The 16183-nt window shown below is 64.0% G+C and carries 11 protein-coding genes; 7 read left to right on the forward strand and 4 right to left on the reverse strand.

The features are described from left to right. Positions 1 to 6 precede the first annotated feature (6 nt). Positions 7 to 1164 carry a glycosyltransferase family 4 protein gene (locus U5768_RS11060; RefSeq protein WP_322030419.1) on the forward strand — a complete coding sequence of 386 codons (1158 nt, stop codon included), beginning with the start codon at positions 7 to 9 and terminating at the stop codon, positions 1162 to 1164. Positions 1165 to 1239: 75 nt separating this feature from the next. Here the strand turns inward: U5768_RS11060 and U5768_RS11065 are convergent, their stop codons facing one another. Genes U5768_RS11065 through U5768_RS11075 form a run of 3 tightly spaced genes read right to left on the reverse strand, consistent with a single transcriptional unit; the run spans position 1240 to position 4366 of the window. Then, entirely contained in the window at positions 1240 to 2196 is a 957-nt protein-coding gene (locus tag U5768_RS11065) for a GDP-mannose 4,6-dehydratase (protein WP_322030420.1), read from the reverse strand. Continuing rightward, entirely contained in the window at positions 2183 to 3226 is a 1044-nt protein-coding gene (gene gmd, locus U5768_RS11070; protein WP_322030421.1) for a GDP-mannose 4,6-dehydratase, read from the reverse strand. Before gmd ends, U5768_RS11065 begins: the two co-directional genes overlap by 14 nt. A gap of 45 nt (positions 3227 to 3271) precedes the next feature. Further along, positions 3272 to 4366: an acyltransferase gene (locus U5768_RS11075; RefSeq protein ID WP_322030422.1), complete on the reverse strand. Its 1095-nt coding sequence runs from the start codon at positions 4364 to 4366 to the stop codon at positions 3272 to 3274. Positions 4367 to 4767: 401 nt separating this feature from the next. Here U5768_RS11075 and U5768_RS11080 point away from each other — a divergent pair, with 401 nt between their 5' ends. The 3 genes from U5768_RS11080 to U5768_RS11090 are packed head-to-tail and all read left to right on the forward strand — an operon-like array spanning position 4768 to position 10924. Next, positions 4768 to 6945 carry a hypothetical protein gene (locus U5768_RS11080; RefSeq protein WP_322030485.1) on the forward strand — a complete coding sequence of 726 codons (2178 nt, stop codon included), beginning with the start codon at positions 4768 to 4770 and terminating at the stop codon, positions 6943 to 6945. A gap of 29 nt (positions 6946 to 6974) precedes the next feature. Then, complete coding sequence (locus U5768_RS11085; RefSeq protein ID WP_322030423.1) at positions 6975 to 8441, forward strand: flippase; 1467 nt, start codon at positions 6975 to 6977, stop codon at positions 8439 to 8441. Further along, on the forward strand, positions 8438 to 10924 hold the full coding sequence (locus tag U5768_RS11090) for a glycosyltransferase family 4 protein (protein WP_322030424.1): 2487 nt from the start codon (positions 8438 to 8440) through the stop codon (positions 10922 to 10924). The genes U5768_RS11085 and U5768_RS11090 overlap by 4 nt, the downstream gene beginning before the upstream one ends. 572 nt (positions 10925 to 11496) lie before the next feature. Here U5768_RS11090 and U5768_RS11095 read toward each other — a convergent pair. Next, positions 11497 to 12678 carry an acyltransferase gene (locus U5768_RS11095; RefSeq protein ID WP_322030425.1) on the reverse strand — a complete coding sequence of 394 codons (1182 nt, stop codon included), beginning with the start codon at positions 12676 to 12678 and terminating at the stop codon, positions 11497 to 11499. Between the two features lie 198 nt (positions 12679 to 12876). On the opposite strand from U5768_RS11095, the gene U5768_RS11100 reads away from it, so the two are divergent. The 3 genes from U5768_RS11100 (at position 12877) to U5768_RS11110 (ending at position 16080) form a co-directional block, all read left to right on the forward strand. Then, entirely contained in the window at positions 12877 to 13020 is a 144-nt protein-coding gene (locus U5768_RS11100; RefSeq protein WP_322030426.1) for a hypothetical protein, read from the forward strand. A 265-nt stretch (positions 13021 to 13285) separates the two neighbouring features. Then, a complete protein-coding gene (gene galU / locus U5768_RS11105) occupies positions 13286 to 14176 on the forward strand; it encodes a UTP--glucose-1-phosphate uridylyltransferase GalU (RefSeq protein ID WP_322030427.1) in 891 nt (296 codons plus the stop codon). Between the two features lie 272 nt (positions 14177 to 14448). Continuing rightward, positions 14449 to 16080, forward strand: a complete 1632-nt coding sequence (locus U5768_RS11110; RefSeq protein WP_322030428.1) for a S53 family peptidase — start codon at positions 14449 to 14451, stop codon at positions 16078 to 16080. Positions 16081 to 16183: the final 103 nt, after the last annotated feature.

Genomic DNA, 16183 nt, shown 5'->3' on the forward strand with positions numbered 1-16183 from the left:
CACGCGATGACCACACAATCCATTCAATCGCTGCAGATCGGCATGCACTGGTTTCCCGAGCGCGCAGGCGGGCTCGACCGTATGTATTACTCGCTCGTGGGCGCGCTGCCCGGCGCGGGCGTGCGCGTGCGCGGCGTCGTGGCCGGCTCGCCCAAGGTGGCTGAGGACAGCGGCGGCGCGATCAACGGCTTCGGCTCCGCTTCGCGCTCGCTGCCGTTCCGTCTCATGGACGCGCGCCGCGCGCTGCGCAGCGAAATTCGCCGCCATCGCCCCGACGTGGTCTCCTCGCACTTTGCGCTATACACCTTCCCCGGGCTCGACGTCACGCGCGGCATCCCGCAGGTTTCGCACTTCCAGGGACCGTGGGCCGACGAAAGTCTGGTCGAAGGCGCGGCCACGCTGAGCCAGCGCGTCAAGCACTCGCTGGAACAGTCGGTCTATGAGCGCTCGTCGCGGCTCATCGTGCTTTCGAAGGCATTTGGCGAGATTCTCACGCGCCGCTACGGCATTTCGCCCGAGCGCGTGCGCATCGTGCCGGGCTGCGTGGATACGGCGCATTTCGACCCGGCGTGCACGATGGCCGAAGCGCGCCTGAAGCTTCAGTTGCCCCAGGGCCGCCCGATCATCCTGGCCGTGCGCCGCCTCGTGCGCCGCATGGGCCTGGAGGATCTGATCGACGCTATCAAGATGGTGAAGCAGCGTCATCCGGACGTGCTCCTGCTGATCGCGGGGCGAGGTCGTCTGGAGTCCGAACTTCAGCAGCGCGTCGACGAAGCGGGCCTCGCCGACAACGTGAAACTGCTCGGCTTCGTGCCCGACGCGCATCTGCCCTCGCTCTATCGCGCGGCCACGCTGAGCGTGGTGCCGACGGTCGCGCTGGAAGGCTTCGGTTTGATTACGGTGGAGTCGCTTTCCGCCGGCACGCCGGTTCTGGTGACGCCGGTGGGCGGACTGCCGGAAGCGGTGGCGGGTCTTTCGCAGGATCTCGTGCTGCCGGGCACGGGTGCGAACGCGATTGCCGATGGCATCGACGGCGCGCTTTCGGGCCGCATCAAGCTCCCGGACGAAGCCGCGTGCAAGGCGTATGCGCGCGAGCACTTCGATAACGCCGTGATCGCGAAACGCGTGGCCGGCGTTTACGCGGAAGCCATTGCGGCACAGTAAAGCGTTTTTATCGGCCAAAAGGAAACCGCCGCTCTGAGGAGCGGCGGTTGATCGGTAGTCCAGAGGAAAATCGCGCTATTGCGTTTCGACCACGCGCTCGCGGGCTTCTTCGTACATCCAGCGCAACGTGTCTTCCAGGCGCCTGCGCGAGCTGTCGCCGACGAGGGAGCGCAGCTTCGCGTTCGAGCCGATCAACTGGCGCACTTCGTTGGCGCGCACGAAACGCGGATCGACATGCACCTCGATCTCGTAGCCGGCGATGCGCGCAAGCATGCCGAGCAGCGCGCCAAGCGTCTGGCCGCTGCCCGAGCACACGTTGACGGTGACGCCGCGCGGCGAGGCTTCGATCAGCCGCGCATAGGCGTTCACCACGTCGCGCACGTCGGAGAAGTCGCGGGCCACGTGCAGGTTGCCAAGCGAAATCTGCTTTTGGCCGCGTGCGTAGTGATCGACGATCTTCGGGATCAGGAAGTCCGGCGATTGACCCACGCCCGTGTAGTTGAACGGGCGCGCCACGATGATCGGCAATTGCGGCTGAAAACGCTTTGCGACGTATTCCATCGCGAGCTTGCTCACGGCGTAGTCGTTGGCGGGCTGCGGTTCGACTTTTTCGTCGATCACGCCGTTCGTGGCGTTGCCGTAGACATTCGCGCTGCTGGCGAGCAGCACGGCGCGCGGGACATGCTTCTGATGCGCGAGCGCATCGAGCAGATTGCGCGTGCCGACCACGTTCACGACGTAGGTGCGCGCAACGTCGCTGTCGGCCACGTGGGCCACCGCGGCCAGATGCACGACCACGTCGGGCCGCACGGATTCGAGCGCGTGGGCGATGGCTTCTCGTTCGAGCAGATCGGCTTCGATCGCCGTGGCGCCGAAGGGGAACGCCTCCGCGTTCAGCGACTCGCCGGCCCGCACGGTGCCCCACACGCGGTAGCCGTCCGCCGCGAGGCGGGCGGCCATGTAGCGGCCCGTAAAGCCGCCTATGCCCGTGATGAGCGCGCGCGGACGGCTTGCGGAATCAGAATGTGTCATGGCGTTCGTTGCGCGCAAGATCGGCTGTGACCATCATCTGGCACAGTTGCTCGAGCGAGGTCTGCGGCTTCCAGCCGAGTTTTTCCTGCGCCTTGGTCGGGTCGCCGATCAGCAGATCGACTTCGGCGGGGCGGTAGTAGCGCGGGCTCACACGCACGAGCGTGCGGCCTGTGGCGACGCAAATGCCGGTTTCGCGTTCGCCTTTGCCCGACCATTCGAGCTGGATGCCGGCCGCCGTGAAGGCCATTTTCACGAAGTCGCGCACGGTTTCGGTGCGGCCCGTGGCGAGCACGTAGGTGTCGGGTTCATCGGCCTGCAGCATGCGCCACATGCCTTCTACATACTCGGAGGCGTAGCCCCAGTCGCGCTTGGCGTCGAGGTTGCCGAGTTCGAGCATGTTGAGCTTGCCGAGCTTGATCTTGGCGACGCTGTCCGTGATCTTGCGTGTGACGAATTCGCGCCCGCGCAGCGGCGATTCGTGGTTGAAGAGAATGCCGCTCGTCGCGAAGATGTCGTAAGACTCGCGATAGTTGACGGTGGACCAGTGCGCGAATAGCTTGGCCACGCCATAAGGGCTGCGCGGATAAAACGGCGTTTGTTCGCATTGCGGAATGGCTTGGACCTTGCCGAACATTTCGGAGGTCGAAGCTTGATAGAAGCGCGCTTTTGGATTCACCACGCGAATCGCTTCGAGCATGTTGAGCACGCCGATGCCGGTCACTTCGGCGGTCGTGGCGGGCTGATCGAACGACACGCCCACGAAGCTTTGCGCCGCCAGGTTGTAGACCTCCTGCGCTTGCGCGCGTTCGACGAGACGCAGCGTCGAACCCGCATCGGTGAGGTCGTGCTCGACGAGTTCGAGCGAGGGATGATCGAGGATGCCCAGCTCGCTCATGCGCCAGAAGTTCACGGAACTGGTGCGGCGATAGGTGCCGGTGACGTTATAGCCCTTGTCGAGCAGAAGGCGCGTGAGGTAGGCGCCGTCCTGGCCGGAAACACCGGTGATGATCGCTTTGCGACGTTCGTTCATGTGATGTGCCTTTGAAGTAGCGAAAGGGATTCGGGGATTCGGGAATTACGATTGCGGGCTCGACTGGCTCACGGGCGCGGCGATGTCCACCGGCTCGGCCGCCGTGCGGCGGCGTGGGCCGCGCGTGAGGCGGCGTTCGAAGAGGAACCAGCTCGCGCTTGCATAAGCGAGCGTGAGGACGAGCGCAATCGCGGCGCTCTCGATGCGGCTGTAATGCAGAGGCCACACGGCATAGAGAATCGTGAGGTGAATGAGGTAAATGGTGTAGCTGATCGTGCCGATATACACGAGCGCCGGATTGGACAGCAGGCGCCGCACGATGCCTTTCGACTGCAGCGCGAACACCACGATGGAGGTGCAGAGCACAAGCGAAACGCTGTAGAGCATCGCGTTCGAGAGCGGCGTGTTCATGGCGCGAAAGCGCGGATAGTGCAGATGCAGCCAGGCCAGCACGCCAAGCGCCGCGAAAAACAGCACGGCGGCAGGCCATTTGAAGGGCTCGAGCGCATTGCGGTCGCGGCGCACCAGCACGGCGAGCAGTGCGCCTGCGGCCAGCAGGTCCATGCGGAACGGCGTGAGGTAGTAAATGGGCCAGTACGTGTCGAACCACGGCGTTGCGACGGCGCGCAGCAGGGGCACGAGAACGATGAGCGCGGCGGCCACGACGGCCATGAATCGCTGCGGCAGAAGCAGCACGACGAACGGCCACACGATGTAGAACTGTTCTTCCACCGCGAGCGACCAGAGGATGTTGAGGCTGTCGTGGCCGCTCTGGCCGAGCGCGTCGCCGATATTGGTCGCGAAAAACGCATACCAGGGCCAGTAGTGCGCCCACCCGAAGCCGAACAGCAGCGACGAGACGACGAGCAGCAGCACGTACGGCGGCAGAATGCGGCGCACGCGTCGCGCATAGAAGTAGCTGAAATACGATTGCCCGCGCGCCTTGCGTTCGAGCAGGATGCCGGTGATCAGAAAGCCGCTCAGCACGAAGAACAGGTCGACGCCCATCCATAGCGGCGCGCGCAACGCGTGCTGCGCGAACACGGCGAGCACGGCGAAAGCACGCAGACCATCCAGTTGGACGATGCGATGGGAATGGTCGGCGGGGCCTTGTTGATTGACCAGGCGGCTAACGGTCATCGGTTCTCCGGTGGGTTAATGCATGCGCGATGGCTTCGCGAATCATTCTAGAAAGAATTAAATGTTCAAAAAGCCGAAATATATTTGAATCGGAATTTTTGAATTTAATTGGCGGAATTTGCGCGATGTGAAATGCGGATTGCGGCATGAGAGACCGGAGAAGGCCAGATAACAGGGCCTTCGAAGAGATTTCCCGTGCCGCGAAATTTATTCGTGGAGCATTCAGAAATGGGTCATAAATACTGAATTTTTTTGAATTATTTTCCGATTTTTAGAGGCGATTTTTTCACACGGTTTGTACGGCATGATCCTGGGCAGATTGCCGTCATCAGACTGGAGGAATTGCCTTGCCGTTATCGAATCCCGATCGCCGCTTGCGCAGGACGCTGGCGCTGGCCGCGATGTGCACGTTCATCTGCACGTCGTCGGTTCAGACCATCGCCGCGCCGCCGCTCAGCGTGACGACCTCGTGGATCGGCAACACTTTCGGCAACGGCCAGGGCACGTGGATGCAGATCAACGTCACGGCCATCGCCGTTACGCCCGACGGCAAGGTCTTCACCAACGCGCCGTGGGACGAGAGCGGCGCCGAGATCAGCGCGTACCAGGACGGCAAGCCGCTGGGCTTCGCGGGTGGCACGCATGGCTGGGGCGGCGCCGGCGGCGATGCCGTGGCCGTGAATCGTCGCTATCTGTATGCGGCGGTCGGCGTGGGCAACGAGAAGGGCCATCTCGTCGGCAGCGGCATCTGGCCGGCGAAGGGCAGTCAGTGGTATGGCGTCACGCGCCGGCCGCTGGACGAGCCCAAACGCGCCGCCGCGTTCCAGGCTTCGCCCGATCCGCTCAATCCGCATGCGCAGCTTTGCGCAGCATTCCTGAAGATCAACGAAGTGCCGACGGGCACGCATGCCGGCATTGGCGGACTCGCCGCGACCGATTCGACGCTCTACGTCAGCAACACGTCGATGAACCGCATCGAGGTGTACGACGCGAACTCGATGCAGCGCAAGACGCAATGGGACGTGCCGGCGCCGGGCCGTATCGCGCTCGCGGCCGATGGGTCGGTGTGGGTGTTGACCGGCGCGCGTCCACGCGGGGAGCCGCATGTGGAGCATTATTCGGCGGATGGCAAGCGTCTGGACGACACGCTCGCGCTGCCCGCCGATTCGGTGCCCGTGGATCTCGCCTTCGATCCGCAACAACGCCTGCTGATCGCCGATAACGGGCCGCGCCAGCAGATCCTCATCTTCGCGCGCAACGGCAAGACGTGGGCGCAGAGCGCGACGCTCGGCGAGCGCGGTGGCATTTTTTCGGGCGTAGCGGGGCGGCCAGGGCCGGGCCGATTCAACGGACTCACCGGCGTCGGCACCGATGCGCGCGGGAACATCTATGTCTCGACCAATGGCGTCGGGCCGCAACACGAAGACACCATCGGCGCGGGGCTCGGCGCGACGCTGGAGGCGTATACGCCCGCGGGCAAGCGCCTGTGGAACCTCGAAGGCCTGCTTTTCGTCGATGGCGCGTGGGTGGACCCGCAGCGCCCGAACAGCGTTTATACCGGCAACAAGCGTTTCGAACTGGATTTGTCGAAGCCGCCGGGACAGGACTGGAAATATGTCGGATTCCTGTCTAATCGTTTTCGCTATCCCGACGATCCGGTTTTTCATACCGATCAGTGGCCGGGACTGCCGACCGCGCGCGCGTTGGACGGCCACACGTTCCTGTTCCTCACCGACATGTACGCGGACCATCTGAAGATCTATCGCTTCGACGCGCAGCACGACGGCGAGACCGCGATTCCCTCGGGCTTTATCGCGGGGCGTGGGCGCGGCGTGCAGAACGTGCCGAACGTGCCGCAAGCGCCGAACGCGGCGGCTGCCGGCGACTGGATCTGGCGCGACATGAACGGCAATGGCGCCTTCGACGCCAGCGAATTCACGCGCAATCCGGGCCGCGACCATCTGGCCGGCGGCTGGGGCTGGTGGATCGACACGCGCGGCGACATCTGGCGCGCGCGCGACGACAAGGGCATCTGGCGCTTCCGCTTCGGCGGGCTGGATGCGAAGGGCAACCCGATCTACTCGTACGACAAGCTCGACAAGTACGCGATTCCCGCGCCGTTTACGGAGGTCCATCGCGCGATCTACGAGCCGCAGACGGACACGCTCTACGTGACGGGCTACACGGCCGACGCGCCGCACGAACCCGGCTTCTGGAAGGAAGCGGGGCGCGTGCTGGTGCGCTACGACAAGTGGTCGAGCGGCCACCCCGAGCAGCGCTACATGCTGCGCCTGCCCTGGGACCCGAAAGCGAAGCCGCCGGTCACGCCCGCGGGGCTCACCGTGGAAGGACAGTACGTGTTCGTGGTCGAGCCGGCGGGCAACGTGCATGTGTACGACAAGGACAGCGCGAACGAGATCGGCACGTTCGGGCCCGGCGCGCAAGTGGGCAATACCTCGGGTTGGGTAGACGTGCCGTTCGGGATTACCGCGCATCGCGAAGCGAACGGCGAATACCTCGTGTTCGTCGAGGAAGACGCGCGCGGCAAGGTCCTCATGTATCGCTGGAAACCGGCCTGACCCTCACGGGCCACGCAACTGGATACCCAATGGATAAAGGAATACTGCGCAACGTCGCAATCAATCTGTTCGGTCTCGTGCTGCCGACCTTTGTGTCGCTCGTCACGGTGCCTTCGTATATCCGTCTGCTGGGCGTGGAGCGCTATGGCGTGATCGCGCTCGTGTGGACCTTGATCGGCTACTTCAGCGTGCTCGATCTCGGCATGAGCATGGCCGCGCAGAACCAGATCTCGAAGGCGTATGCGTCGAAAGACGCCGGCGCCTGCGAGCGCGTGTTCTGGAGCGCCTTCTGGCTGAACTTCACGACCGGCGCGATTGGCGGGCTGCTGATCTATTCGGGCGGTGCGCTTTATACGGCGTATTTCACGCATGTCACGCCCGAATTGCGGCATGAAGTCTATCTCGCGCTACCCTGGCTCGCCGTGGCGATTCCGGTGGCGAACGTCTCGTGGGTGTTCGCGGGCGCGATCAACGGCGCGGAGCGCTTCGGCATCTACAACACGAACCAGACGCTCGGCACGTTCCTGTTCCAGTTGCTGCCGCTCGCGGCTGCCTGGTTGTACGAACCGAATCTGCAGACGGTGCTGGCCGCTGCCGTGTTCGCGCGTGTCGCGGCGGCGATACTGCTCGGCCGCTCCGCGCTGCGCGTGCTCGGCATTCGCAAGGTGCGCGGGCCGCGCCTCGATACCTCGAAGGCGCTCTTCAATTTCGGCGGCTGGATGCTGGTTGCGAGCGTCACGACGATGGTCGCGGATTCGCTCGACCGCATGATGCTGGGCGCGGGCCTCGGCGCGCGCTTCGTCACCTACTACACAGTGCCGCAGAACCTTGTCACGCGTTTGAACATGGTGCCCAACGCGCTCGTGCGCACGCTGTTTCCGCGCCTTTCCGCGCTGGGCCGCGAGCATGCGGATGAAATTGCGTCGCAGTCGCTGCAATTTCTCAATGCCGTATTCACGCCCGTCGCCATCGGCGCGATCGTCGTGCTCGGGCCCTTCCTGCATGCGTGGGTCGGGCCCGTGATCGCCGAACACGGCGCGCCGGTTGGACGCGTGCTGATCATCGCCGTGTGGCTCGTCGGGCAGGCGGGCGTGACGCGCATTCTCATCCAGTCGCAAAACAACCCGGCCGCCGCCGCGCGCGTGGGGCTCGTGGAATTGCCGCTCTTCGCGGGGCTCCTGTGGCTCGGCATCTCGCGCTTCGGCTTGCCGGGCGCGGCCGCCGCCGTGCTGTTTCGCGCGCTGTTCGACTACGTCGTTCTGCTGTGGCTTTCGCGCATTCACAGCCGCACGATCATCGTCGATATGTTTGCACACCTGAGTTTTCTCGCCGCCGCGCTCGGTCTTGCGTGGTGGCTGCCGGACGCGTTGTATGCGATCGGCGCCGGTGTCGTGCTCGCGCTCGCCAACGTGGTGTGGTCCGTTGCGACCACGCCGATGCTGCGCGGCTACGCCCGTTCCCTTCTCTTTCGACTGAATTCACGGAAAAGCGCATGAGTCATGAACTGATCGACGAAGCGGCGCCGTCCGAAAGCGCCGCCGCGCCCCTTCAACGGCGCGACGCCACCCAACCTCGACGCGCCGAAACAGGCGCGGTCATGCCGCTGCGCGCTTCGCGGCCGGCGCTTGCCGCAGGCCGTGCGCCACGCGTGGCCATCGTGCACGACTGGCTCGTGACCTACGCGGGCGCGGAGCGCGTGCTCGAGCAGATCCTTGCTTGCTTCCCGGACGCGGACCTGTTTTCGGTTGTCGACTTCGTCGATTCGAAGGACCGCGCTTTCCTGCGCGGCAAGCGCCCCACGACCTCGTTCATCCAGAAGCTGCCGGGCGCGCGCAAGCGCTATCGCGCGTACCTGCCGTTCATGCCGCTCGCTATCGAGCAACTCGACGTGTCGAGCTACGACGTGGTGATTTCGAGCAGCCACGCGGTGGCCAAGGGCGTGCTCACGGGACCGGACCAGTTCCATATCAGCTACGTGCATTCGCCGATTCGCTACGCGTGGGACCTCCAGCATCAGTATCTGCAGGAGTCGAGCCTCACGCGCGGGCCGAAGTCGATGCTTGCGCGTCTGATCCTGCACTACATCCGCAACTGGGACGTGCGTACGGCGAATTCGGTGGACCAGTTCGTCGCCAATTCGGAGTTCATCGCGCGGCGCATCCAGAAGGTGTATCAGCGCCAGGCGGAAGTGGTGTATCCGCCCGTGGATATCGACGCGTTCGAGCTGGAAATGCAGAAGGAAAACTTCTATGTGACGGCCTCGCGGCTCGTGCCGTACAAGAAGATCGACCTGATCGTCGAGGCGTTCGCGCGCATGCCTGGGCGGCGCCTCGTGGTGATCGGCGACGGTCCCGATATGCATAAGGTGCGTGCGAAGGCGACGCCTAACGTGGAAGTGCTGGGTTATCAGCCGTTTGCCGTGCTGCACGACCGCATGCGGCGAGCGAAGGCCTTCGTGTTCGCGGCGGAAGAAGATTTCGGCATTTCGGTGGTCGAGGCGCAGGCGTGCGGCACGCCGGTAATTGCATTCGGCAAAGGCGGCGCGCTCGAAACGGTGCGCGACACTGGCCCGCGCGCGACGGGTATCTTTTTCGAAGAGCAGAACGCGGACGCGATCATCGAGGCTGTCGAATCGTTCGAAAGCGATCCCGGCCGGTTCCGCGCCGAAGATTGCCGCGCGAACGCGGAGCGCTTTTCGTCGCGGCATTTCCGCGAGCAGTTTTTTGCACGCGTGGCGAAGGCGGTGCCGGCGATTTCGCGAGCAGGGTCCGCTCACGGCGCGCCGCCGTTCGAGAACGATGCGGACGCAGCGCAAGCGCCGCGCGTGCTCGCCATCGACCAGAGCGGCGTGCTGGGCGGCGCCGAGCTATCGCTGCTGGAAGTGGTGAAGGGCTTGCGCTCGCGCATCGACGTGCTGCTGTTCAACGACGGACCGTTCAGGGAGGCGCTCGACAAGGCCGGCGCGCGCGTGGAGGTGCTCGATTCGGGCGCGTTGAGCAACGTGCGCCGCGATGGCGGGGCCGCGCCGCGTCTTGGCGTGCTCGCGGGCATTGCCGCGCTCGTGCGCGAGACGCGCCGCCGCGCGCGCGAAGCCGACGTGCTTTATGCCAACACGCAGCGCGCCATGGTGATCGGCGTGCTTGCCGGCAAGCTTGCGCGCAAGCCGGTGGTCTGGCATTTACGCGACATCGTGAGCGACGCGCATTTTGGCCGCGTGCAGCGCGCGGTGATCAAGGGCTGCGCGAAGCTTGGGCTTGCGCATGTGATCGCCAACTCGCACGCATCGGCGAAGGTGTTTGCGCAACTCACGCGCTTTGACGCGAAGCGCATCGACGTCGTGCATAACGGCGTGGACGAATCGCCGTTCCGTGCGCTCGCGCGCGTGCCGCAGGCGCAGTTGCGCGCGCAGATCGGGTTGCCCGAGGACGCGTTTCTCGTTGGGGCGTTTAGCCGCCTCGCGCGGTGGAAGGGGCAGCACGTGCTGCTTGAAGCGTTGCTCGATGAGCCGCGGGCGCATGCTGTTTTTGTGGGAGCGCCGCTGTTTGGTGAGGACGCCTATGCGGCTGAGTTGCGGGATTTCGTCGAGGCTAACGGGTTGCAGGAGCGGGTGCATTTTCTTGGCTTCCGGCATGATATTGCGGCGTGCATGCGCGCTGTTGATGTTATTGCGCATACGTCGATTACGCCTGAGCCGTTTGGGCGGGTGGTGGTTGAGGGCATGCTGGCGCAGCGGCCTGTTGTCGCTTCGCGCGACGGTGGAGTGACCGAGATTGTCGAGCATGGCAGGAGCGGGTTGCTGTGTACGCCTGGGGATGCCAGGGAACTGGCCGCTACGATCGCACGGTTGCATGATGATGCTTCGCTGCGGGAAGGGCTTGCTGTGCAAGGGCTTGCTACTGCTCGGGAGAGGTTTGGGAGGCAGCAGTATGTTGAGGCCGTCGGGCGGGTGTTGGATGGGGTTGTTGCTCGGGGGAAGTAAATGTCTTGTTGCGGGGGCCTTGCTGGTTTGGGCCTTTCCTGTTTTCGCGGTGGTATGCAAGCGTTGCCCCTGTGCGGGGCGGCACCTACTTTTCTTTGCAGCGGCAAAGAAAAGTAGGCAAAAGAAAGCCGCTCAAACCGCCAGCGCCCGCCACCATTCACCTCTGGCGGTTACAGACAGTGGCTCCGGAGCGTCTGTCACCACGCGCCCACAAACGGAGTGACAAGGCGCTCATCCTTCCGGTGGCGCTACGCGCCCCGAAGGGCATAACCAAATCGTGCCGCCCTGGCATCAGACCGGTTTCCCACGCAGACCCGACCGCAGCGAGCGTAGCGAGCAGCGGAAACGAATGAGTGCTTTGTCACTAACGAGAATGGTGCGAGGTGACAGACGCTCCGGAGCCACAAGCTGTAACGGCCAGGGGTGAATGGTGGCGGGCATTGGCGGTTTGAGCGGCTTTCTTTGCCTACTTTCTTTGCCGCTGCAAAGAAAGTAGGTGCCGCCCCGCACAGGGGCAACGCTTGCATACCGACACGAAAACAAGAAAACCTCCAAACCCCAAAGCGCCGCACTCATCCAGCGGCCCGCCTCCTAAGCCTGCCAGCGGCATCAACCGCAGGCCGCTCGAACACCCGATAGAACACCCATGCAACGGGAATCACGCCGAGCGTGAACCCAAACGACGGCCAGATCGAAGTCTGGAGCGCGGAGCGAAACAAGAGCGACCCGAGCATCACGAAGAGCGGCAAGTGGATGAGATAGAGCGAGTAGCTGAAATCCCCGACCTTGGAAAACAGTGCGTGCAGCACACCAGGAGAAGCAGCAGCCCGCGAAAGCGCCTTGACGAGATAGCAGGCAAACGCACAAGCCCAGAGCTGAAACGCCCCAAACTGCCCAAAGTGGAAAGCCACGCACCCGGCCACGGCAAAAAGCGCAGCAGCGAGGTACGCAAAGCGAAAACCGGAGGACCCACGCAGACGCACTTCAGCGATCCACGCACCGAGCATCCAGGAAAACCAGTACGACGTGAAGACGACGATGCCATGTCGCTCCAGCGTCAACGCGGAAACGACATTAACGAGCGCCACAGCAGCGAGCACGACATTAAAGCCAAACCGCCGGCGCACAGCGAAGAGCAGCGGATACAGCAGATAGAACTGCACTTCGAGCGAAAGCGTCCAGAGCGCGCCATTCGAGCCATACGTCTTACCGGCCACTCCTTGCAACGAAAGCAGATTCACGAAGAAGTCACGCGCGCCGATGCCGTTGATCTTGTGGCTCACCGGCACCAGCGAAAGGCTGATGGAATCCACTGCCAGCGTGAGCAGCAACGCAGCGAGCAGCACCGGATAAATACGCACGAATCGGCGCAGCCAGAACTGCCGCGCGTCGAGCCGGAAATCGGGGTTGGCATTCAGCCGCGCAGCGCCGCTGCGGTGAATGCAATAGCCGCTGATCACGAAAAAAATCGGCACGCCCGCCGATCCCCACGCTACGGGTAACGTCAACCATGCCGCTATGGCGCCCGGGCTCGCGAGGCTCGCGTGCAACTGGTGAAACGCGCCCATGCCGATCCATGTAACCTGGCGGCAATGGAAGTAGGCCACCAGCAGGGCCGCAAAGCCGCGCAGCGCCTCGATCAACTGGTCGCCGGCAAGCTCGCGGGCCGCCGCCGCGGGCCGCGCTGCGGTAACTGCTGCGGCGGGCAGCGCGGATGCGGGCGGCATGGCGGTTTGGAGTACGGGATCGCTCATCGGTGTCGGCCGGTCCTTGGGAGAGTACCCGGCGATCTTAGGGGCGCGCGCGCGAGGGAAGTAAGCAAAAGATTTTCAAAATGTATTCGCACCCATCAGAGAAATGGAGAAATAAATGGATTGAAAATCAAAGCGGTTTATTTACGGAATTTGGAATGCTAGTTTGAGTGCGATCGACTATGGTCGCTGGAGAATCCGATGAACCTGCACTTGCTGGCCGGCGTGGCCGTGCTGTTGATACTCGTGGCGGTGTCCGCGTATCGTGAGGCCCTGCGCAATGAGCCTATCCGGCGCGCCCGCTCGCGCTCGGGTGCGTTGCCGCCCGCCGATGAGGCGGAGTAGCCCGCGCCCGAACGCAACACGTCGTTGATACAAAACCGGGACAGGAAATTCATGCCGATCCCCTTGAAATTATTCGATATGAATGGGAATAATTTACGGTGTGACGCGGGAATCAAAAAATCTGGTGTGAATGGCTTTTTTTATTCATGAAAAGACGGTAAACAATCCTGTTCAATACAAGACTCTGCCAAGGCAGAACCTCGGGGAAGTCGGCTTGCCTCGCTGCAAGACCGAGATTCAAACGAACGATCTGGGAATGAACATCATGCTCAAAGTAACCAAAGCGGTATTTCCTGTTGCAGGCCTTGGGACGCGCTTTTTGCCCGCCACCAAGGCGAGCCCCAAGGAAATGCTGCCGATCGTCGACAAGCCGCTCATTCAGTACGCAGTGGAAGAGGCGATCGCTGCGGGGATTACCGAAATGATCTTCGTGACCGGCCGCAGCAAGCGCGCGATCGAAGATCATTTCGACAAGTCGTACGAGATCGAATGCGAACTCGAAGCCCGCAACAAGCAAAAGCTGCTCGACCTCGTTCGCAGCATCAAGCCGGCCAATGTGGACTGCTTCTACGTGCGCCAGGCCGAGGCGCTCGGTCTCGGTCACGCCGTGCTGTGCGCGGAAAAGCTCGTGGGCGGCTCGCCGTTCGCCGTCATTCTCGCGGACGATCTGCTCTACAGCCCCACGCCCGTCATGAAGCAGCTCGTGAACACGTTCAATCACTATCACAGCTCGGTGATCGGCGTGGAATCGATTGCTCGCGAACACAGCGCGTCGTACGGCATCGTCGATGGCCGCGAGTGGGAAGAAGATGTGTTCAAGCTTTCCGGCATCGTCGAGAAGCCGGCGCCCGAAGTCGCGCCCTCGAATCTCGGCGTGGTGGGCCGCTACGTGTTGATGCCCACGGTATTCGACCATCTGCGCGCGCTGAAGCCGGGTGCGGGCGGCGAGTTGCAGCTTACCGACGCATTGCAGTCGCTCCTCACCGAAGAGCAGGTGCTTGCGTATCGCTACATGGGCACGCGTTTCGATTGCGGCAGCAAGCTCGGTTACCTCAAGGCGACGGTCGAGTTCGCGCTGCGCCATCCCGAGGTGAAGGATGAGTTCGAGGCCTATCTGCAAACGCATCTGCCGGCCGCGCTGGCCGCGGCGGCTTAACACGCCACGGCGGTAAAACCACGCTACGGGTTGTGAACAAGCGCGCGGGCTCGATGCCCGCGCGCTTTTTTATTCATCCGTCGCCGGGAGCGCTTTGCAAGCGTGCCGGGTGTATAACGATTGTGTTGGGCACGCGGAATGCGCACTGCGCTTCGTTTGCGCTCGCGCCGCGCTGCCGGCCGCTCCTGCGGCGGCGATGCGGCGTGGATGCGGCGTAACCAGGGCGCCAGGATTCCGGCACAGGCAAGCGATTCAAGAAGGAGATACGGGTTATGACCAGGCACCTTCCCGTGGCAGGCAGTGAACATCCCGCGCCCGCTGGCGCACAGTGCGTCGGGGCTTGCGACCCGGCGGAAAGCTTCAAGATCGTGCTGATCCTGCGGCGTCAGGCAGCGGCCGAATTTCACGATCTGGTGGATCGGCTTACCGCAAACGATCCCGCCGCAAAACCGGTTTCCCGCGAGGACTACGAACGGCGCTTCGGCGCGAGCGCGGCGGACATCAAGCGCGTCGAGCAATTCGCGAGCGCGCATGGGCTCGCGGTGGACGCGGCCGACGCCTCGGCGCGCCGCGTCGTGCTCTCGGGCACGGTGCAGCAGTACAACGCCGCCTTCGGCATCGACCTCCAGCGTTTCGAGCATCAGATCGGCAAAATCACGCATCGCTTTCACCAGCCGAACGGCCCGCTGCATTTGCCCGACGACATGCACGAGGTCGTCACCGCCGTGGTGGGGCTCGACAATCGCGCGAAGGCGCGCCCGCACTTTCGCATCGTGCCGCCTTCGGTGGCAACTTCAGCGACGCAGGAAGCGCGAGACGCACCCATCCATCCGCCGATCCGCGCCGCGCGCGCGGTGAGCAAATCGTTCACGCCGTTGCAACTCGCGGACCTTTACAGCTTTCCCCCGGGCGACGGCAACGGCCAATGCATCGCGCTCATCGAAATGGGCGGCGGCTATGACACGGCGGACCTCCACGCGTATTTCAATGAGTTGGGCGTAAGCGCGCCGCGCGTGGAGAACGTTTCCGTCGATCAGGTGACGAACGCGCCGACCGGCGACCCCAACGGCCCCGACGCCGAAGTCACGCTCGACGTGGAGATCGCGGGCGCGCTGGCGCCGCGCGCGCTCATCGCCGTGTATTTCGCGCCCAACAGCGAAGCCGGTTTCGTGGATGCCGTGAGCGCCGCGCTGCACGACAGCCAGCGCAAGCCTTCGGTCATCTCGATCAGTTGGGGCGCGCCGGAATCGGCGTGGTCGAAGCAAACGCTCGGCGCGCTGAACGACGCGATGCGGACGGCCGTTGCGCTCGGCGTGACGGTGTGCGCGGCTTCGGGCGACAGCGGCTCGTCGGACGGCGTGGGCGACGGCGCCGATCACGTCGACTTTCCCGCGTCGAGCCCGTATGCGCTCGGCTGCGGCGGCACGCGCATCGCGGCGTCGAACGGACGCATCTCGCAGGAAACCGTGTGGAGCGAAGGCGACGACGGCGCGACGGGCGGCGGCGTGAGCGCGACGTTCGCGCTGCCGGCCTGGCAAAAAGGCTTGCGCGTGGTGCGTGGCAGCGGCGGCGCCGGCGCGCTGGTGCGGCGCGGCGTGCCCGATGTCGCCGCCGACGCCGACCCGGCCACCGGTTACGAGGTGCGCGTGGCCGGCACGGATACGGTGGTGGGCGGCACGAGCGCCGTCGCGCCGCTGTGGGCTGCGCTGATTGCGCGCATCAACGCGGCGCGCGGCACGCCGGTCGGCTTCGCGAACGCAAAGCTCTATGCGCAGCCCAGCGCGTTCAACGACGTCACGAGCGGCAGCAACGGCGACTTCTCCGCGGCGCCCGGCTGGGACGCCTGCACGGGCCTCGGCACGCCGGTGGGCACCAAGGTGGCAAGCGCGCTCGGCTCGGCGTAGGATGAGCGCGGCGCGCTGCTACGAAAAAGCTGCGACGGGAAGTAAGCGGAACCAAAGCGGAACCAAGCGGCAGGCGCGATGCGGGTTGCATGAGAGGTTGCAT

The sequence above is a fragment of the Paraburkholderia sp. J76 genome (assembly GCF_905220295.1).
Classification (GTDB): domain Bacteria; phylum Pseudomonadota; class Gammaproteobacteria; order Burkholderiales; family Burkholderiaceae; genus Paraburkholderia.